This is a genomic window from Catellatospora paridis (genome assembly GCF_009720365.1).
GTDB lineage: Bacteria > Actinomycetota > Actinomycetes > Mycobacteriales > Micromonosporaceae > Catellatospora > Catellatospora paridis.
The window spans coordinates 1-17,462 of record NZ_ML769322.1 but is presented as its reverse complement, the minus strand read 5'-3'; the positions used below and the strand labels follow the sequence as shown (position 1 = coordinate 17,462).

Sequence of the window (17,462 nt, the reverse complement as noted above, 5' to 3'; positions counted from 1 at the left end):
GGTGTGTGGTTGACCCAGCGGACGACTTTCGCCATCACCGAGGAGTACCCATGACCAGCTCCGCCGACGCCGTCATCGCCGCGCTGCGGTCCGGCCACGACACGCTCGCCGGGCACGTACGCGGCCTGCCGGAATCGGACCTGACCGGCGCGTCGGGCGCGTCCGAGTGGGACGTGTCCCAGGTGCTCAGCCACCTGGGCAGCGGCGCCGAGATCAACCTCGCGACGGTCGAGGCGGCACTGGACGGCCGGCCCAACCCGGGCTTCGAGTTCAACAAGGGCGTGTGGGCGCGCTGGGACGCGATGGAGCCCGCCGCCCGGGCCGAGGGTTTCCTCGCCGCAAACGATGCGCTGCTGGCGAAGTACGAGTCGCTCGACGCCGCCACCCGGGAGGAGCTGCGGGTCGACATGGGATTCCTGCCCGCGCCGGTCGACGTCGCCACGGCGGCGAGCCTGCGGCTGAGCGAGTACACCTTCCACTCCTGGGACGTGCGGGTCGGCGGGGACCCGCAGGCCGAGCTCGCCGGCGAGGCGGTGCCGCTGCTGACGGGCACGCTCGGCGGCATGTTCGGCTGGCTGGCCAAGTCCGACGCGCTCGACGGCCGGGAACTGACCCTGCGCGTCGAGACCACCGACCCCGACGCCGTGCACGGGCTGCGGCTGGCGGACAAGGTGGAACTGGTCGACGCGCCGGGCGACGACGACGGGGTGCTGCGGCTGCCCGCCGAGGCCTGGCTGCGCCTGATCGCCGGCCGGTTGTCGCCGCAGCACACCCCGTCCGCCGTCGAGACGGCGGGCGCGGCCGACCTGGCGCTGCTCCGACAGGTGTTCCGGGGCTTCTGACCGGGCCTGCGCAGGCCGTCCCGCCTGGTCACCGCACGGGCGGGGCGGCCTGCCGGCATGAGCCGGTTCCGGCGCTTTCCTCGCGTCCGAGCTGTGACACTACGGTGGTGACCGGCGTAGACGACCGTGCGGGACTGCTCGAGGGCGTCGACCTGCGCGCGCTGGTGCAGCGCTACGAGCCGGTGCTGTGCTTCACCGCGGGGGAGATGTTCTTCCCCATGCCGGTCGACACGTACCTGGCCGGAGCGGCGCTGTGGGCCTCGCACCACACCTCGCGGGGCGCCCCGACGCTGCTGGTCGACCACGGCGAGCTGAACCCCGAACGGCTGGCCGACACGGCCCGCGCCCATCCCGAGGCCGCGCTGTTCCTGCGCTACGCCCCGCGTGGCCTGCAACGCCGGGAGCTGCGGGAATGGCGGCGAAGGCCGGACCGGCCGAAGTTCACCGGAGTGTCCCGGCTGGCCGCGGTCGGGCTGCTCGGCCGGCTCATCGACTCGCTGCTGCGCCTGTCGCTGACGCTGCGGGGGCGGGTGCCCGGCGGGCTCACGGCCGCGGTGCAGCGCCAGTACACCGCCGCCGGTACGCAGACCGACACCTATCACGCCCACGTCAGCTCGGACGGCGGCTACGTCGTCATCCAGTTCTGGTTCCTGTACGCGATGAACGACTGGCGGTCGAGCTTCAGCGGCGTCAACGACCACGAGTCCGACTGGGAGCAGCTCACCCTCTACCTGGTGCCGTCGCCCGACGGGCCGGACGGGTTCGAGCTCGCCTGGGTGGCGCTGTCCTCGCACGACGAGGTCGGCGACGAGCTGCGCCGACGGCCCGACGACCCCGACCTGACCTGGGTCGACGGCACACACCTGGTGGCCAACGCGGGCGCGGGCTCGCACTCGGGGGCATACCTGCCCGGCGACTACCTGGTGCGGGTGCAGCCGCCGTCGCTGGAGAGCGTGCTCAACACGGTGGTCCGGATCCGGGCGCTGCTGTTCCCGTGGACCCGCGGCGCGATCGCCGAAGGCCTGGGCATCCCGTACGTCGACTACCGCCGCGGCGACGGGACGCGCATCGGACCCGGCACCGGCCGCCCCTGGACCCCGATCCTGATCGACTCCGCCACGCCGTGGGTTCGCGACTACCGGGGGCTGTGGGGCTTGGACACCGCCGACCCGTTCGGCGGCGAGCGCGCGCCCGCCGGTCCCCGCTACGAACGCAGCGGCGCGATCCGGGCCTCGTGGGGCGACCCGGTCGGCTGGGCGGGCCTCGACAAGGTGCCGCCGACACCCGCGCGGGCGCTGCGGGCCGGGGCCGACCGGGCCCGCGAGCTGGCGGAGACGATCGCCGAGCTCGACGGCCGCATCGCCGACGGGCAGGACGAGCTGCGACGCATGTCGGCCGGGCTGGAGGTGCTGCCGCCGACGGTGACCGCGAGCCGCCGCGGCGGGGACGGCGCGGCCGCCGCGCTGATCGCCCAGGAACAGGCCATGGCGCAGCTGCGGGCCCGCCGCCGCGCGGCAGTGAACGAGCGCGACCAGCTCCGGGCGGTGGGTGGCGTGCCGCCGCTGCCGCCGCCGCACGCGCACCTGCGCAACCGGGTCGTGCCCGACGTTGCCGCACCCGCGGGCGCGCTGCTGCGGTTCTGGGCCGGGGCGTCACTGTCGGTGCTGCTGCTCCTGCTCGGCTTCGCGCTGCTGCTGGAGCAGGGTTCGCTGCTGCTCGCGTGCACGCTCGCCGTGCTGGCGGTGATGGCGGTCGAGGCGGTGCTGCGCCACCGCCTGCTGCTGTTCCTGCTGAGCCTGGTCATCCTCGTCGGCGTCGGCTGGCTCACCTGGCTGCTGGTCACCAACCTGCGGATCGCGTTCGGTGTGCTCGCCGTGGCCGCGGCCGTCGCGATCGGGGTGGCGAACCTGCGCAACCTGTTCGGCCGCCGCTGACCGCCGCGCCGCCCGGCCGCGGCCGCGGGCAGCTGCTACGGGTGGGCTTCGAGCACGGGGCGGGCGAGGTCGTCGGGGCCGATCCCGGCGGCGATGCGCCGGATGTCGTCGAAGATCCGTTCGTGGGCGGCCGCCGCGTCGGCCGAGGTGAGGTCCATGTTCTGGATGAACCCGTGGACGAGGCCGGGCTCCACCCGGTGCCGGACGCGCAGTCCGGCCGCGGCCAGCCGCCGGGCGTACTCGTCACCCTCGTCCCGCAGGGCGTCGTGCTCGGCCGTGACGACGACGGCCTCCGGGAGCCCGGCGAGGTCCTCGGCGAACAGCGGGCTGGCCGCCACCCGCTGCGCCGGATCGGGAGTCCACCGCTGCACGGCCCAGCTCAGGAAGTCGGCGTCCAGACCGAATCCGGTGCCCTTCTCGGCGACACTGGGCCGGCTCAGGGTCAGATCGGTGTTCGGGCACAGCAGGATCTGCGCGCGCGGCAACGGCCGTCCGGCGTCACGCAGGCGGCTGCAGGCCATCGTGGCCAGGTAGCCGCCCGCGCTGTCACCGGCGACGAGGTGCGGACGGACCCATTCCAGGACGCTGGTCACATCGTCGATCGCCGCCGGATACGGATGTTCGGGTGCCCGGCGGTAGTCGACGGCCAGCACCTCGACGTCGCCGCCGGCGGCGATGCGGCGGCAGGTCCGGTCGTGGGTGTCGAGGTCGCCGATCACCCAGCCGCCGCCGTGCACGTAGACGAGCAGCGGCCGGTCGGCGTCGACGGGGCGGTAGTGGCGCAGGGCCAGCCCGCCGGGGCCGACGAGGTCGCGTACCCGGGCCAGCGGCGGGCCGGCCGGCCGGGTGCCGGCCCGCAGGCGGATCTGTTCGCGCAGTTCGGTGAGGTCGGGGACGGCCATAGCAGATGATCTTAGACGCGCCGCGCGTTGTCCCAGGCCGGGCTGGCCCTGAAGTAGGTGTCGTAGAGCTCCTGCACCTCCAGCAGGCTCTCCGGCGGCAGCTTGCCGAAGGCGATCCGCTCCAGGTGGCGGAAGTACTCGAACCGCTCGATGCCGGGGGTGATGACGATGAGGATGTCCGCGTCCTCACCGGACGCGGCGGCGAACGCGTGGTTCAGGCCGGGAGGCACGACGACCAGGTCGCCCCGCTCGGCGGTGACCACCTGGTCGCCGGAGAGCAGTTGCGCGACGCCGTCGAGCACGTAGAAGAGTTCGGCCGAGTTGCCGTGGTGGTGCGGTCGCGCGCCGTCGGCGCCGTCGAGGAGGGTCACGCGCTGGGTCGACAGGGCGCCGCCGGTGGCGCTGCTGTCGGCCAGCAGCCGGATGGTCGTCGGGGCCCGCCCGATCACCTCGGCTTCGGCGGAGCGGACGACGACCGACTCGGTGAACTGCGGGATGAACAGGGACATGGCGTACTCCTGACGTTGCGGGCGGGATCAGACGGCGAAGAGCAGCGCGGCGCTGAGCAGGACGATGACGGCGGTGGCGAAGTGGATGCCGAACGCGGCCGCCCTGGTGCCGCCGTTGCGCAGCACGATCAGCGTGTCGGCCAGCGGGACGAGGGCGACGGCGAGCATGAACCAGGCCTCGGCACGAGCGCCGACGAAGGCGATGAGGGCCAGTCCGATGATCCCGTAGGTGAGGTCGCGTACGCCTTTGACGGTCAGATAGGCGCGGTCTCCGTCGGGTTTGGCCAGCACTCCGTATCCGGCCGCGGCGGTGCGCGGGGCGAGGAGGAAGCGCACGCCGATGAAGGCGACGAACAGGTCGAGCACGATGGCGAGGCCGTAGGCGAGGGGGGTGAGCACGACGATTCCTCCAGAGTCTAGCGGTGCTAGGAATACGAGCGACACTAACATAGCTTTGACAGCGGTGCTAGCGGCGCTAGAATCAAGCCATGCCTCCGACGAAGCGCCGCGAGCGTGAACTGGCCGAACGCGAGCGGCTCATCGTCACCGCCGCCCGTGACCTCGCCGAAGCCCAAGGCTGGGACGCGGTCACCACCCGCCGACTCGCCGAGCTGATCGAGTACAGCCAGCCCGTGCTCTACAGCCACTTCAAGGGCAAGGACGCCATCATGGCGGCGGTCGCCGTCGAGGGCTTCGCCGAAGTGGCCGAAATCCTGCGCACCAGCCGCACCGCAGCCGCCGATGCGAGCGCCGCGCTCGACGCGGTGGCGCACGCGTACACGGACTTCGCCGACCAGCGTCCCGCGACCTACGACGCGATGTTCACCCTCGCCGTCGGGCTGCCCTTCGCCACCCCGGCCGCCCCGCCGGCGCTGCGCGAGGCGTTCGGCGAACTGCGTGAGGCGGTGCGCCCGCTCATCGGCGACGACGACCTGGACGTGCGCACCGAGGTGTTCTGGGCGAGCTTGCATGGGCTCACGACGCTCATGCGGGGCGGCCGGCTGCGCCGCGACGGCCACGAGCAGCGGCTCGCGCTGCTGCTTGAGGGTTTCGGCGGCTGAGTGCGCGACCGGCACCGGGCGGCGGCGAGTCCTCCGGCGCTGATTGCGCCGAACGAGGGGCTCAGGCCCGGACCTGGATCAGCCCGTGCGTGCCGTCCAGGCGCCAGCCGACCCCGGCGGCGTCCAGGGCCGCGACGTCCGGTGCGCCGACCAGGACCTCGGACTTGAGCGTACGCAGCGCCGCGACCGCCCCGGGGAAGTACGCGGTCACCGCGTCGAACGGCGTGGGCGCGGGCCAGTGGCGGTCCCCGACGAGCCGGCGGTAGTTCAGGTCGCCCTTCACGATCGTCAGTTTCGCCGCCCGGAACCGTGCGGCGAGGTCACCGGGCAGGTCGTGATAGCTCAGCGGTTCGCAGTAGAACGGATGGGTCACCACCTCCAGCGACCCGTCGTCCAGCGCCGTCCACAGGCGTTCGCGCAGCGCCGGCTCCGCATCGGCCAGGCGTCGCAGGCAGGACAGCAGGTCGTGGAGCATGGCGTCGGAGACGAAGTAGGGCTGGGGTTTGAGGTGCAGCTCGACCCGGTCGGCCACGCCGTTGCGCAGCAGCACGTCGACCAGCACCAGGTCGGGGATGAGTTCCCGCCCGGCGTTGTCGGCGACCAGGCAGACCGTGCCACCGGTGCCGGGCGCGAGCATGCGCCGCAGCACGGCGCTGTCGTCGGCGACCAGGTCGGAGGCCTGCTTGCGGTGCTCGGCCTCCGGGTCGGACACCCGGGTGGCCAGGTCGGCCCGGTTGCCCCAGAGCGCGGCGTCCACGGCCGCGGTCAGCTGTTCCTCGGCGAGCCGGCCGGTCAGGTCGGCCAGCGCGGCGAGGTCGGCGTCGAGCGCGGGGTCGGCCAGCTCCGCCGACTTCTGCGGGGTGAACGGGTCCAGCCCGCGCCACGGACCGGGCCGGAAGTACTCCACGGCTTCCAGCAGCCGCCGGTAGAAGTAGTTCTCCGCCCACAGGAACGGCACGTCGTACCAGCTCATGCCCAGGTAGGGCGCGCTCCAGCGGGCCCAGTCGGCGGCGTCGTGCGCGTCGGCGGGCAGCGGGTCCACCACGCCGGAGACGGCGTCCTGCGCCAGCTGCGCCAGGGCCCGGCGGATGCGCGGCGGGTACGGGAACGCCCCGGACACCTGCTTGATGATCGCCGGATGCCGGTCGTGCAGCACCCGCCAGGTGAACGAGCCGGGCACGTGGCTCAGGATCGGCGCGGCGTCGGGCAGCGCCCGCGCGTGGTCAGCCTCGGACACTCGTCCCCCCGGGTCACCCGTCAACCGATCACGGCCAGTCTAGGCGGACGCCTCGGGCCGCTCGTGGTGCAGGTGCTGCCGTCCTGCCGAATCGCGTTGACCGTGCCGGACCGATGCGGTTCGCTGCCCTCATGTCTGATCTTCACGTCCGTCCGGTGCGGAGCGACAACGAGCTCGCGGACTGGCGGCACGTCCACAACGTGATCATCCCGGGCGATCCGCTCAGCCTGGACGAGGTGCGCGAGCGCCTGGGTCGCAACCGGCTTGAGGTGGCATACCAGGGTGAGCTGCTCGTGGGATGCACCACGGTGCGGCCTCCGGGCGATAACGGGGCCGTCGTGATCGTCCGGGTGCTGCCGGAGCACCGCGGGCACGGGATCGGGCAGCGGCTCTACACCCGCGCGCTGGAGCAGGCACGGCAACTCGGCGGGGACCGGATCGAGACGATCGTGTGGGCGGCGAACACCGGCGGGCTGCGGTTCGCGCAAGCCGCCGGGTTCGTCGAGGTGTCCCGCTACCTGCCGCCGGGCGAGGATGTCCCATACCTCACCCTGCGCCTGGCTTGAAGCCCGCCGGACCGACGTCAGTCGATCTTGGCTGCGGTGATCGCGTTGCCGCCGCCGAGCTTGCTGCCGTTGACGGTGAACGTCCAGCTCCCTGAGCCCACCGGCAGGCCGCTCACCTGTACGGTCCAGGTGCTCCCGTTCTGGGTGGCGTTGGTCTGGCTGCCGGTCGGCGGGGTCTTGCCGGTGAACATGTTCGCGATCGACGAGCTGGCGTAGCGGGTCATCCGCTGCTTGTTGCCGTCGCCCCAGGCGGCCATGAAGTAGCTGACGTAAACGGCCGCGTCCGTCGGGTACTGCGTGCGGTTGAGGAACACGTCGACGGTCGCCGTCGGGTGGCCCAGCTGGGCGTCCTCCATGGTCAGCCGGGCGTCGTCGCCGTGCGCGTTGCGGTAGTTGCAGGCGGTGCGCCCGCTGCTGGACGGCTCGCAGTTGAGCGTGGTCCACTGGCTGTTGGGCTTGCCGTGGCCCATGAACTGCGCCACCGCGGCCTGCACGGCGTACTGGTCGAGTTTGGACTTGCTGCCGGTCGCCCAGGCGGCCAGCGCGGCCAGGCCGTAGTCCTTGGCCGACTTCGGGAACGTCGGCGCCTGGTTGCCGTTGCCGCTGCCACCGGTCGACGACGGCTGCGGCGTCGCGGCGGCCGAGCCGGACGGCAGGGCGCTCGCACTGGTCCCGGGGCTCTCCGTGATCACGGTGTTAGCGCTGGCACTGGCCTGCGGGTCACCCTCCTTGCCGCAGGCGGCGGTGCCCAGCAGGGCCAAGGCGAGCACGCCGGCGACGGCGACGGCGGTGCGGGTGCGGTGGGTACGGCCGAGCCGGTTATGGGTACGCGTGCCGTCGTTGCCGGGGGCGGCGTGGCGCAGCGGAGAGGCGGTCATGGCCGACACGGTAAGTTGATCGACCAGCGTTGCCTAGGACCCGTCACAAATCCGACCTCGCCCTCCGATCACCGCCGGCACCCGGGACCACCGGTCGCCGCCCGCGATGGCCGGGCAGAATGACCGGGTGGAAGACCAGCTTTTGGGGCGGGTGACCCGTGCCGCCGGGGTGCCGGACCTGGTGTCCGTGCTGGCCGAGCGGCTGACGCCGACCGACCTGCAGTCGCTGATGCTCGCGGTGTACGGCGCGCGTGCCGGCCGGGTGACGCCCGCCGAGCTGCTGGCCTCCTACGAGCGCAACCGGTTCGCCGGCCCGTCGCCCGCGGACCCGCGCCTGCTGGCCGTGTTCGACGCCGCCGCGTTCGCGCTGCTCGGCGGGCTGGGCTTCGCCGGGGTCGAACTGTCGCCGCTGAGCCCGCTCGGCACCGTCGCCGCGGTGACCGACGTCAGCCAGCACAAGGTGCTCACCACCAGCCGCAACAGCGAAGTGCTCGCCGACTCCACCAACGTCCTCGCGTTGGAGTCCGCGGCGCGCCGCCGGGATCTGCTGCGCCGCGACCCGCGCAGTCGCGACCGGGTCCGGCTGTGCGCCTCGCACCGGCTGGTGCGCGGCCAGTTCTTCGACCGGCCCGGGACGCTGCCGCACTTCCGGTTGCTCGCGCTGACGACCGCGGGCCGCGACGAGGGCTCCTTCCGTTTCGAGACCACGGCGCTGACCGAGCAGCTGGACGCGCACCTGCGGCTGCTGGACGAGGGACGGCGGCAGGGCCTGCTGATCGACCGGGTCCGGGTCTCGATCACCGACCTGAGCCAGGGCGTACGCCGGGACGCGCTGGCCTCGGTCCTGGACCCGCTCGCCGCGCGGCACCCGGCGGTGGCCTTCGGCTTCGACGACGAGCGCGAGCAGGGCCGCGGCTACTACCGCGACGCGTGCTTCTTCGTCCACGCGACGACGGCCGGCGGCGACGAGCTGCTGATCACCGACGGCGGGTTCACGGACTGGACCGGGCAGCTGCTGAGCAACGCCAAGGAGCGCCTGCTGATCAGCGGCGCGGGCACCGAACGGCTGTGCACCCGGTTCGCACCGCAGGCCTGAGCTCGGCCGCCGGTCAGGCGTACGCCTTGGCCTGAAGGGTGAACAGGTCGTGGTAGAGGCCGCCGCGGGCCATCAGCTCGTCGTGGCTGCCCAGCTCGGCGACGGTGCCGTCGTGCAGCACCACGATCAGGTCGGCGGCGCGCACGGTGGAGAAGCGGTGCGAGACGAACAGGGTGATCGCCCCGGTGCCCCGCGCGGCGCGGCGGGCCGCCGTCGCGAACCGGGTGAACAGCGCGTTCTCGGCGTGGGCATCGAGCGCGGCGGCGGGCTCGTCCAGGGCCAGCAGCAGTGGGCGGGGCCGCAGCAACGACCGGGCGAGGCCGAGGGACTGCCACTGGCCGCCGGACAGTTCGGTGCCGTCGGCATATCCCCGGCCGAGCATCCCGTCCAGGCCGCCGGCCTGGTCGACCGCGCGTCCGGCGCGGGCGCGGTGGATCGCGGCCTGCAGCGCCGCGTCGTCGTCGTGGTGGGTCAGCTCGCCGACGCCGACGTTGTCGCGGACGGTCCAGTGCAGCCGGGCGAAGTCCTGGAACAGCATGGCGATCCGGCGGTGCCAGGACTCGGCCGGGAACCGGCGCAGGTCCACGCCGTCCACGGTGAGCGTGCCGCTGGTCGGGGCGTACAGGCCGCAGAGCAGTTTGACCAGGGTGCTCTTGCCCGCGCCGTTCTCGCCGACCAGCGCGACGGTGGCCCCGGCGGGCAGGGTCAGGTCGACGTCGCGCAGCGTCGGCTCGGCGGCGCCGGGATAGGCGAAGGTGACGCCGTGCAGGCCGATGCCGTGCCGCAGCCGCCGAGGGGCGGGTGAGGTGGCCGGATCCGGCTCGGGTGCGGCGGCGGCCAGCTCGGCGAAGCGGCCCGCGGTGCGGGCGGCGGCGGCGACCGTCGCGTGATACCCGATCGCACCGGCCACCTGCACGCTGATCTGCACGGCGAGCGTCACCACCAGGATGACCTCGCCGACGGTCGCGGTGCCGTCCACGGCTCGGCCGAGCACCAGCAGGATCGCCCCGCCGTACGCGAACGCGAACAGCAGCTGCCCGCACCCGCGCAGCAGCGCGGCACGCCATTGCGCAGCCCAGCGCACGTCGGTCGCGTGCGCCCAGGAGGCGGCTTGCCGGGCCAGCAGGAACTCGTCCGCCCCGCAGAGCCGGATCTCCTTGACCGCGTCGGCGTCGGCGGCCAGGGACAGCAGGTGGCTCGACAGCCGCCCGGCTTCGGCGGTGCGTTCGCGGGCGCTCTCGTTCAGCTTCGCGGCCCGGCGGGCGACCAGCACCGGTGGCACCGCGGCCAGCGGCAGCAGGGCCAGCCACGGGTCGACGGTGGCCAGGATGACCGTGGTCACCGCGGCCCGCAGCAGGAGCCCGCCCAGGTGCAGCAGGCCTTCCAGGGACTGCCGGGTCTGTGCGGCGTCCTGGGCGGCCAGCGCGAGCGTGTCGGCGAAGCCGGGGTCGTCCAGGTGGGCCAGGGTCGGCTGCCCGTTGGCCAGGGCCAGCAGCCGCCGGTCGAGCACGGTGCCGGCCTGCTCGCCGACCTCGAAGTAGTACAGGTGCGCGAAGTGCCCGAGCATCAGCTCCACGACCAGCAGTGCCGCGACGCCGACGGCCAGCGCGGTGGCGGGGCCGGTCGCCCCGGCGAGCGCGGCGTCGGTGAAGTCGCGCAGCAGGAACCCGATGAACGGGGTGGCCAGGTAGCCGCCGGTGATCAGGCCGACGCCGATGGTGAGTTTGCTCCGGTCGGCGGCCCAGGCCAGGCCGAACACGAAGGCGAGCGCGGTGCGCAGCGTCCTCATGCGACGGCCGCCACGTCGTCGCGGAACCGGCTGGCCTGCAACGCGAACATCTCGGCGTAGTGGCCGCCCGCGGCGATCAGCGCGTCGTGGTCGCCGCGCTCGACCACATGGCCGTCGGACAGCACCAGGATCTGGTCGGCGCGGCGCACCGTGGAGAAGCGGTGCGAGATGATGACGCTGGTCAGGCCCTCGGTCTGGGTGAGGAAGCGGTCGAAGAACTCGACCTCGGCGCGCACGTCGAGGGCGGCGGTGGGCTCGTCGAGCACCAGCAGGCGCGCGCCGCGGTCGACGGCGTGCAGGGCGCGGGCCAGGGCGATGCGCTGCCACTGGCCGCCGGACAGGTCCTGGCCGCCGGTGTAGCGGGCATGCACCGGCGTGTCCAGGCCCGCGGGCAGGCCGTCGAGCAGGTCCTGGGCTCCGGCGCGGGCCGCGGCGGCATGCCAGTCGGCGGGCACGCCGACGCCGAGGCCGATGTTGTCGCCCGCGCTCAGCTCGTAGCGGTTGAAGTCCTGGAAGATGACCGCCAGTCGGCGCTGCCAGGAGGCGGGGTCGAGTCCGCGCAGGTCGAGGCCGTCGACGGTGACCGCGCCGCGGTCGGGGTCGTAGCAGCGGGTGAGCAGCTTGACCAGGGTGGTCTTGCCGGCCCCGTTGAGCCCGACGATCGCGGTGCAGCGCCCGGCGGGGATGCTCAGGTCGAGGTCGGTGAACACGCGCCGCCCGCCCGCGTACGCGAAGCCGACCTGGTGGAACCGGATCTCGTGCTGCGGGGCGGGCGCGGGCTCGGTGCCGGGCAGGGGCTCGCCGCGTGCCGCGTGCTCGAAGCCGGTCAGGGCGGCCAGGGCGCGCCCGCCGAACTGGGTCTGCACGTCGGCCTCGGGAAAGTAGACGCCGAACCGGATCGGCACCAGCACCGCCTGCACGGCCACCGCGTACCCGAGCAGGTCCAGCTCGCCGCTCGCGGTGGCCTGGGCGACCGTGGCCAGCGCCAGGGTCGCGCCGACGAGCCCGGCCAGGGCGAAGCCGAGAAACGGGCGCAGCAGCAGCCGTCGCCGCATACTCCAGATCGGATCGAGGTAGCCGCGGTGCTCGGTGTCCAGGCGCGAGGTGAGGAAGCCGAGCAGGCCGAGCACCCGGATCTCCTTGGCCGCGGCGGTGCCGGTGGTCAGGGTGCGGGTGTACGCGAGCCGCCGCCGCTGGGGCGAGAGCGCGTCCCAGGCCGCCGCGAAGCGGCCGAGCGAGCCGCGCTGCCCGAACCGGATGACCAGCGCGGTCGCCGCGACGACGAGGCCGGCGAGCGGGGACAGCACGACCGCGATGAGCACGACCGCCCCGGTGAGCCCGGTGTAGCGGGCCAGCAGCGCGGGCAGCGCCGCGGCGGCGTCGCCGGGCGACGGGCTGGCCCGGTCGATCGCGGTGCGCACGTCGGCGAGCAGGTCGAGCGTGCCGGGCCGTTCCAGGGTCGCCACCGGCGCGTCGGTGTACGCCGCCCGCAGCGCCCGCTGCACGCAGTGCCCGTCGACGCGGCGCGAGACCAGCTCGGTCAGCGCGGTCTGCATCGGACCGAGCAGCTGCTGCGCGACGAGCGCGGCCAGGCTGAGCGCGACGGCGGTGCCGAGCGCGGCCTCGCCGCGGGCGACCGCGGGCACCCGGGCCAGCAGCAGCGCCATGCTGACCATGAACACGATCGGGGCCAGCCCGAACGCGGCACTGACGAGCAGGGCGATCGCCACGGGCAGGCCGCCCGTGTGCCGGAGCAGGCCGGCGAGGTCCAGCCACCGGCGCAGTCGGGGCCTCATCGTGACGTCCTCTCGACAGCCGGTAACATCAACAAACTTAACAGTTAAGATACTTAAATGCACGCGTCGATTTCCGCCGCGGTGACCGCGCATCCGCGCCGCCGCCCGGAGGCCGAAGCCCTGGCGGCGAGCCAGCCGGGGCTGGACTTCGAGGTGGTCGAGGATCCGGAGCCCGACGGGCCGCGCAGCGCGCTGCGCACCGCGCGGCTGGCCTGGCGGACCGCCGATCCCGGGCGCACGCACCGGCTGCTGGTGCAGGACGACATGCGGCTCGCGCCCGGGTTCGCCCGGCTGGTGCGGGCGGCGGTGGCGGCGCAGCCGGACCGCATCCTGTGCCTGTTCACCGAGTGGGGTTCACGCACCTCGCCGGCGGTGCGGCTGGCGGCGCTGGCGGGCGCGGGCTGGGTGCCGCTGCTCGACCCGTACGTGCCGACGACCGCCGTGGTCCTGCCGACCGCGGTCGCGCACGCCCTCGCCGAGTTCCCGGCCGAGCCCGGCGAGCCCGACGACGTGCTGCTGCTGCGCTTCGCCCGCGCGCACGGGATGACGCCGCTGGTCAGCTGCCCGAACCTGGCTGAGCACGAGCAGGGCGAATCACTGGTCGGCAACGACGTGCTGCAGGGCCCGCGCCGCGCCGCGCTGTTCGGCGCCCCGCCCGGCGACTGGGCCCGGGTGCTGGTCCCGCCGGTGGTGCCGCATCTGCTGCTGTTCGACGGGGTGGTGGTGTGCCAGGTGCCCGACGGCGACGGGTGGCGGGCGGTGCTCGCCGACGTCTTCCTCGCCCCGTCCGGTTTGACCCTGCCCGACCTGCTCGCGCGGTATGCCGCGGCGGTCGGGGCGTGCGATCCGACGGGGCGGATGCGCCGGGTGGTCGCGGACTCGCTGCTGCTGCAGCTGTGGCTGGCCGCGTTCTGCTACGGCGTGGCGGCGTACGCGGTGACGGGTGACGTCGCGGCAGTGGACCGTGCCCTGCGGACGGTGCGCGGGGCGGCCGCGCTGCGCACCGTCGCGCCGGGCGCGCTGCGCCGTTTCGTGCCCGGTCATCGGCTCGCCGGGCTGCCCGCGCTCGTCGCCCCGCTGCTGCGGCATGCCATATCGGACGGATGCGTACACGCTGGTCAGGCCGGAGATCAGTTCTGGAAGGAATATTTACAGTAAGTGTTAACTGTGCTATCAGTTATATGCCCATGTGTGGATGACCTCCGGTGCTGGGCCGTCCCGTGCGCCCACCCCGGCGCGCCGCGTCACCCGGTTTCACGGCAGACAGGCAGGCGTCGATGGATCACCAAGCACCGCGCGGCGGCGAGGAGGTGGGCTGAGTGCAGGTCATCCCGCGTCGCGCCACACCGTCCGGCACCGCGCCGCTGTCCCTGCTGCAGCAGCGGTGGTGGCACCTGTGCACCGCGTACGAGGGCGACGCGTCGCCGATCGTGGTGATCGCCGACCGCATCACCGCGCCGCTGGACGTGCCCGCGTTCACGGCGGCCGTCGACGCGCTCGCCGACCGGCACGACGTCCTGCGCACCACGTTCGCCGTCGGTTCCGACGGGCCGCGGCAGGTGATCGCACCACCCGGCGGCCTGGTGACGGAGCTGCTCGACGTGTCCGGCGAGGCTGACCCGCCCGCGCGGGCACGGGAACTGGTCGCGGAACTGGCCAGGGCGCTGCTCGACCTGGCCGGCGGCACACTGGTGCGCTCCCGGCTGATCCGCCTCGGCCCGGCCGACCACGTCTGGTGCCTGGCGGTGCACCACATCCTGGCCGACGGCGAGTCGGCGATGATCCTGCAACGCGAGGCCGTGGCGCTCTACCGGGGCGAGCCGCTGCCCGAGCCGTTCATCGGCTATGCCGACTTCGCCGCCTGGCAGTGCGCCGACACCACCGGAGACGAGGATCTGGCCTGGTGGACCGAGCGCCTGCGCGGCGTGCCGCCGCTGGAGCTGCCCACCGACCTGCCCCGGCCACCGGCCAAGACGCTGCGGGGCGGCCAGGTCGACGTGCGCGTCGCCGCGCCGGACGCGGACGCGCTGGACCGCTTCGCCCGGCAGCGGCGGGCCACGCCGTACATGGTGCTGGCCACGGCACTGCTGGTGGTGCTCGCGCGGCGCTCCGGGCAGACCGACCTGTGCGTGGGCATGCCGGTGTCCGGCCGCCTGCTGGAGGAGACCGAACGCACGGTGGGCCTGTTCGCCAACACGATCGCGCTGCGGGTCGACCTGTCCGGCGAGCCGGATCTCGGCGAGCTGCTGGGCCGGGTGCGTGCCGCGACCATCGACGGGCTGGCCCGGCAGGCGGTGCCGTTCGGGCAGGTCGTCGCCGCGGTCGACCCGGACGCCGACCGCTCCCGCACTCCGGTCTTCCAGGTGACGGCGGCGCTGCACACGCACACCGCCGGTGGGCCGGCCGATCCGCACTGGCGGCCGTTCGCCCAGGCCGCCCCGCAGATCCTGCACGACCTCGGGGTGGATGCCTGGCGCGAGCCCGCCGGACTGGAGCTGACGCTGCGTTACGACACGGGCCTGTTCAGCGCCGACACCGCGGCCGCGCTGGCCGACGAGATCGTCGCGGTGCTGCGGGACCTGGCCGAGGGCGCGACGCCGCCGGTGTTCGCGGTGGAGGTCCGGCATGGGTAGCCACGTCGCGTTCTTCAACATCCCGGCGCTCGGGCACCTGTTCCCGACCCTGGGCGTGGTCGCCGAGCTGGTGCGGCGCGGGCACCGGGTCAGCTACGCCGCCACCGCCGACCGGGCCGCGTACGTGGCCGCGGCGGGCGCGCGGGCGATCCCGTACACCTCGACCCGGCCGGGCGACACCGACCCGCAGGCGCGCACCCCGGCCCGCGCCGAGCACATCGGACGCAGCCTGCTCAATTTCCTCGCCGAGACCGAGCACACCCTGCCGCAGCTGGAGCCGGCCCTGCTGGCCGACCCGCCGGACCTGGTGCTGTTCGACCGGATGGCGTTCGCCGGGCACGTGTTCGCGCACACCCACGGCATCCCCGCGATCCAGCTCTGGCCGATGATCGTCTCAGCGGGACCGTGGTCGCTGAACGAGGCCGTCCCGGTCGACTTCGGACACCCGACGCTGGCCGAATACACGCTGCGCCTGGAGCGGTTCCTGGCCGGTCGCGGGCTGACCGAACTGCCCGCGGAGGACTTCCTCGCGCCACGGGTGGTGCGCCACCTGGCCTTCCTGCCGCGGGCGTTCCAGTACGCGGGCGCGGCCTTCGGGGAGGAGTTCTCCTTCGTCGGGCCGTGCACGACCCCGCGCGCCGGTGATGTGCCCTGGTCGCCGCCTGCCGACGGCGCGCCGGTGGCGCTGGTGTCGCTGGGCACGCTCAACAACCACTGGCCCGACTTCTACCGCCTGGTGTTCGAGGCGTTCGCGGGCACACCGTGGCACGTGGTGCTGGCCGTGGGCCGCCGCCTCGACCCGCGCTCGCTGGGCACGCCGCCGCCGAACGTGCAGGTGATGCCGGTGGTGCCGCAGTTGGCGGTGCTGGCGCACGCGCGGGTGTTCGTCTCCCACGGCGGGCTGGGCGGGGTGATGGAGGGCGTGCAGGCCGGCGTCCCGCACGTGGCCGTGGCCCGCACGCTGGAGCAGGACCTCAACGCCGCCCGCATCGTCGACACCGGCATCGGCGCGTCGCTGCACCTGGACGGGCTCACCCCGGCCCGCCTGCGCGAGGCGGTGCACCGGGTGGCCGCGGACCCCCGCATCGCGGCGGGCGTCGCCGCGATGCGGGCCGAGGTGCTGGCCGCGGGCGGTGCGGCCCGGGCCGTGGACGTCATCGAGTCGTGCCTGCGAGAGCCCGCCGAGCGCGGCGTCGCAGGCGTACGAACCCTGGCCCCTCAGGGATAGACGGCGGGCCGCCCGGCGCCCCCCGGGCGGCCCGCCGCCTAGATGCCATCGATAGATGGGGCCATTTAAATCATCCGAACCGGCAGCCTTGATCACAGCTTTGTACCTAAGAAACTTAACTATTTATTGGCATCGTGGTCGCGTCGGCGGGACAGCCCGCCACATCCCCCTCAGGAATCGACGGAGGTTCCACAAGTGATCACAGAATCGACGCGCGGTACATCGCGTGCCGGGTCGCGCCGGGTCGGCCGGCGCGTCGCCGCCGGTCTCGCCGGTCTCGGCCTGCTCGCGACCACGCTGGTCGCCGCGGCCGGCCCGGCCTCCGGCAGTCTGCCCGGCCGCTGGGTGGGGACCTGGGGGACCGCACTCACCGCACCGAGCCTGGCCAACACGGGCAGCTCGCTCAACGGCTTCACCGACCAGTCGATCCGCCAGCTCGTCCGGGTCTCCCTCGGCGGGGAGAAGGTCCGCCTGCGGATCACCAACGCGTACGGCACCGGCCCGCTGACCATCGGCCACGCCAGCGTCGGCCTGCCCGCCGCGCCCGGCTCGCCCACCCTGCAGCCCGGCAGCATCCGGGAGATCACCTTCAACGGCAGCGAGTCCGCGACCGTCTACAAGGGTGCGGAGCTGCTGACCGACCCGATCGACCTGCCGGTGTCCGCGATCGGGGAACTCGCGGTGACGCTCTACCTGCCGACCCCGACCGGAGCCACGTCCTGGCACTGGACCGCCCGGCAGACCTCCTACATCTACGCCGGCGACAAGGCCGAGACCGCCGACGGCACCGGGCAGACCGCCGCTTACAACCACTTCTACTACCTGGCCGGCATCGAGGTCCTCACCAAGACCGGCCTGGGCACGGTGGTCGTGCTCGGTGACTCGATCAGCGACGGGTCGGGCGCCACGCTCGGCGCGAACACCCGCTGGCCCGACTACCTCGCCGGCCGCGTGACCAGCACCTGGCCCGCACTGGGCGACCCCGGCGTGC

At 73.7% G+C, this 17,462-nt stretch carries 15 protein-coding genes and 1 pseudogene; 9 read left to right on the top strand and 7 right to left on the bottom strand.

From position 1 onward, the window contains the following. The first annotated feature begins 50 nt into the window (after window positions 1-50). On the top strand, window positions 51-842 hold the full coding sequence (locus tag F9C41_RS24920; RefSeq protein WP_155389274.1) for a maleylpyruvate isomerase family mycothiol-dependent enzyme: 792 nt from the start codon (window positions 51-53) through the stop codon (window positions 840-842). A gap of 107 nt (window positions 843-949) precedes the next feature. Next, window positions 950-2,776 carry a hypothetical protein gene (locus F9C41_RS24915; protein WP_155389273.1) on the top strand — a complete coding sequence of 609 codons (1,827 nt, stop codon included), beginning with the start codon at window positions 950-952 and terminating at the stop codon, window positions 2,774-2,776. Between the two features lie 35 nt (window positions 2,777-2,811). Here F9C41_RS24915 and F9C41_RS24910 read toward each other — a convergent pair whose 3' ends face one another. From F9C41_RS24910 to F9C41_RS24900, 3 genes are read right to left on the bottom strand one after another with little or no spacing between them, the layout of a single operon-like run. Then, complete coding sequence (locus F9C41_RS24910) at window positions 2,812-3,678, bottom strand: alpha/beta hydrolase (RefSeq protein WP_155389272.1); 867 nt, start codon at window positions 3,676-3,678, stop codon at window positions 2,812-2,814. Window positions 3,679-3,689: 11 nt separating this feature from the next. Continuing rightward, window positions 3,690-4,187, bottom strand: a complete 498-nt coding sequence (locus F9C41_RS24905; RefSeq protein ID WP_155389271.1) for a cupin domain-containing protein — start codon at window positions 4,185-4,187, stop codon at window positions 3,690-3,692. Between the two features lie 27 nt (window positions 4,188-4,214). Further along, window positions 4,215-4,586, bottom strand: a complete 372-nt coding sequence (locus tag F9C41_RS24900; protein WP_155389270.1) for a DUF4267 domain-containing protein — start codon at window positions 4,584-4,586, stop codon at window positions 4,215-4,217. Between the two features lie 89 nt (window positions 4,587-4,675). Between F9C41_RS24900 and F9C41_RS24895 the strand changes: the two genes are divergently transcribed. Continuing rightward, a complete protein-coding gene (locus F9C41_RS24895) occupies window positions 4,676-5,248 on the top strand; it encodes a TetR/AcrR family transcriptional regulator (RefSeq protein WP_155389269.1) in 573 nt (190 codons plus the stop codon). Between the two features lie 61 nt (window positions 5,249-5,309). On the opposite strand, the gene F9C41_RS24890 is transcribed toward F9C41_RS24895, so the two are convergent. Next, window positions 5,310-6,485 carry a damage-control phosphatase ARMT1 family protein gene (locus F9C41_RS24890; RefSeq protein WP_230689990.1) on the bottom strand — a complete coding sequence of 392 codons (1,176 nt, stop codon included), beginning with the start codon at window positions 6,483-6,485 and terminating at the stop codon, window positions 5,310-5,312. 131 nt (window positions 6,486-6,616) lie between these two features. Between F9C41_RS24890 and F9C41_RS24885 the strand changes: the two genes are divergently transcribed. Continuing rightward, the gene (locus tag F9C41_RS24885) at window positions 6,617-7,051 is read left to right on the top strand and encodes a GNAT family N-acetyltransferase (RefSeq protein ID WP_155389268.1); all 435 of its coding nucleotides are present in this window, start codon (window positions 6,617-6,619) and stop codon (window positions 7,049-7,051) included. Window positions 7,052-7,068: 17 nt separating this feature from the next. On the opposite strand, the gene F9C41_RS24880 is transcribed toward F9C41_RS24885, so the two are convergent. Beyond that, window positions 7,069-7,929 carry a hypothetical protein gene (locus F9C41_RS24880; protein WP_155389267.1) on the bottom strand — a complete coding sequence of 287 codons (861 nt, stop codon included), beginning with the start codon at window positions 7,927-7,929 and terminating at the stop codon, window positions 7,069-7,071. Window positions 7,930-8,056: 127 nt separating this feature from the next. On the opposite strand from F9C41_RS24880, the gene F9C41_RS24875 reads away from it, so the two are divergent. After that, a complete protein-coding gene (locus tag F9C41_RS24875) occupies window positions 8,057-9,025 on the top strand; it encodes a hypothetical protein (RefSeq protein WP_155389266.1) in 969 nt (322 codons plus the stop codon). A 13-nt stretch (window positions 9,026-9,038) separates the two neighbouring features. On the opposite strand, the gene F9C41_RS24870 is transcribed toward F9C41_RS24875, so the two are convergent. Together F9C41_RS24870 and F9C41_RS24865 are read right to left on the bottom strand one after the other, a co-directional pair. Beyond that, window positions 9,039-10,814 carry an ABC transporter ATP-binding protein gene (locus F9C41_RS24870; protein WP_155389265.1) on the bottom strand — a complete coding sequence of 592 codons (1,776 nt, stop codon included), beginning with the start codon at window positions 10,812-10,814 and terminating at the stop codon, window positions 9,039-9,041. Then, entirely contained in the window at window positions 10,811-12,610 is a 1,800-nt protein-coding gene (locus F9C41_RS24865) for an ABC transporter ATP-binding protein (RefSeq protein WP_155389264.1), read from the bottom strand. The genes F9C41_RS24870 and F9C41_RS24865 overlap by 4 nt, the downstream gene beginning before the upstream one ends. Before the next feature lie 57 nt (window positions 12,611-12,667). Between F9C41_RS24865 and F9C41_RS24860 the strand changes: the two genes are divergently transcribed. The 4 genes and pseudogenes from F9C41_RS24860 to F9C41_RS24845 form a co-directional block, all read left to right on the top strand. After that, window positions 12,668-13,768: a hypothetical protein gene (locus F9C41_RS24860; RefSeq protein ID WP_155389263.1), complete on the top strand. Its 1,101-nt coding sequence runs from the start codon at window positions 12,668-12,670 to the stop codon at window positions 13,766-13,768. Window positions 13,769-13,929: 161 nt separating this feature from the next. After that, entirely contained in the window at window positions 13,930-15,243 is a 1,314-nt protein-coding gene (locus F9C41_RS24855) for a condensation domain-containing protein (RefSeq protein ID WP_155389262.1), read from the top strand. Continuing rightward, window positions 15,236-16,471 carry a macrolide family glycosyltransferase gene (locus tag F9C41_RS24850; RefSeq protein WP_155389261.1) on the top strand — a complete coding sequence of 412 codons (1,236 nt, stop codon included), beginning with the start codon at window positions 15,236-15,238 and terminating at the stop codon, window positions 16,469-16,471. Before F9C41_RS24855 ends, F9C41_RS24850 begins: the two co-directional genes overlap by 8 nt. 195 nt (window positions 16,472-16,666) lie before the next feature. Next, window positions 16,667-17,462, top strand: a pseudogene (locus F9C41_RS24845) (SGNH/GDSL hydrolase family protein); the annotation flags it as partial.

What these genes read in the sequence shown, in the direction of transcription:
- F9C41_RS24920 (WP_155389274.1), top strand. Translation starts at nt 51, where the DNA reads ATGACCAGCTCCGCCGACGCCGTCATCGCCGCGCTGCGGTCCGGCCAC.
- F9C41_RS24910 (WP_155389272.1), bottom strand. Translation starts at nt 3,678, where the DNA reads ATGGCCGTCCCCGACCTCACCGAACTGCGCGAACAGATCCGCCTGCGG.
- F9C41_RS24905 (WP_155389271.1), bottom strand. Translation starts at nt 4,187, where the DNA reads ATGTCCCTGTTCATCCCGCAGTTCACCGAGTCGGTCGTCGTCCGCTCC.
- F9C41_RS24895 (WP_155389269.1), top strand. Translation starts at nt 4,676, where the DNA reads ATGCCTCCGACGAAGCGCCGCGAGCGTGAACTGGCCGAACGCGAGCGG.
- F9C41_RS24885 (WP_155389268.1), top strand. Translation starts at nt 6,617, where the DNA reads ATGTCTGATCTTCACGTCCGTCCGGTGCGGAGCGACAACGAGCTCGCG.
- F9C41_RS24880 (WP_155389267.1), bottom strand. Translation starts at nt 7,929, where the DNA reads ATGACCGCCTCTCCGCTGCGCCACGCCGCCCCCGGCAACGACGGCACG.
- F9C41_RS24870 (WP_155389265.1), bottom strand. Translation starts at nt 10,814, where the DNA reads ATGAGGACGCTGCGCACCGCGCTCGCCTTCGTGTTCGGCCTGGCCTGG.
- F9C41_RS24865 (WP_155389264.1), bottom strand. Translation starts at nt 12,610, where the DNA reads ATGAGGCCCCGACTGCGCCGGTGGCTGGACCTCGCCGGCCTGCTCCGG.
- F9C41_RS24860 (WP_155389263.1), top strand. Translation starts at nt 12,668, where the DNA reads ATGCACGCGTCGATTTCCGCCGCGGTGACCGCGCATCCGCGCCGCCGC.
- F9C41_RS24850 (WP_155389261.1), top strand. Translation starts at nt 15,236, where the DNA reads ATGGGTAGCCACGTCGCGTTCTTCAACATCCCGGCGCTCGGGCACCTG.